At 74.9% G+C, this 426-nt stretch carries 1 protein-coding gene; it reads left to right on the top strand.

The features are described from left to right. The coding region (locus tag G3I78_RS48900) for a polyketide synthase dehydratase domain-containing protein (RefSeq protein ID WP_164437116.1) at positions 1-426 on the top strand (426 nt) is incomplete at both ends.

Below are 426 nucleotides of genomic sequence, written 5' to 3'. Positions count from 1 at the left end.
GCGGGGGACCAGGTCGGCTGCGACCAGGTGGACGAACTCACCATCCACGCACCGCTGATCCTGCCCGAGCGCGGAGCCGTCCAGGTCCAGATCGTCGTCGGCGCACCCGACGACTTCGGGGGCCGCTCCCTCGGCGTGTACTCGCGTCCCGAGGACGACGAGGACCGGCCGTGGACCCAGCACGCCCAGGGGACCCTCGGCAGCCGGCCCGACGAAGCGGCAGCCGCGCCCTTCGACCTCGGGCAGTGGCCGCCCTCCGGCGCCACCGCCCTGGACGTCTCCGGCGCGTACGAGCAGCTGCTCGCCGGCGGTTACGGCTACGGCCCCGTCTTCCAGGGGCTCAAGGCCGCCTGGCGGCGCGGGGACGAACTGTTCGCCGAGGTGGCCCTGCCCACGACGTCCCACACCGACGCGGGCCGCTACGGC

Origin of the sequence: Streptomyces sp. SID13726 (assembly GCF_010548375.1) — a bacterium.
Taxonomy (GTDB): Bacteria; Actinomycetota; Actinomycetes; order Streptomycetales; family Streptomycetaceae; genus Streptomyces.
This window is presented reverse-complemented; position numbering and strand designations above follow the sequence as displayed.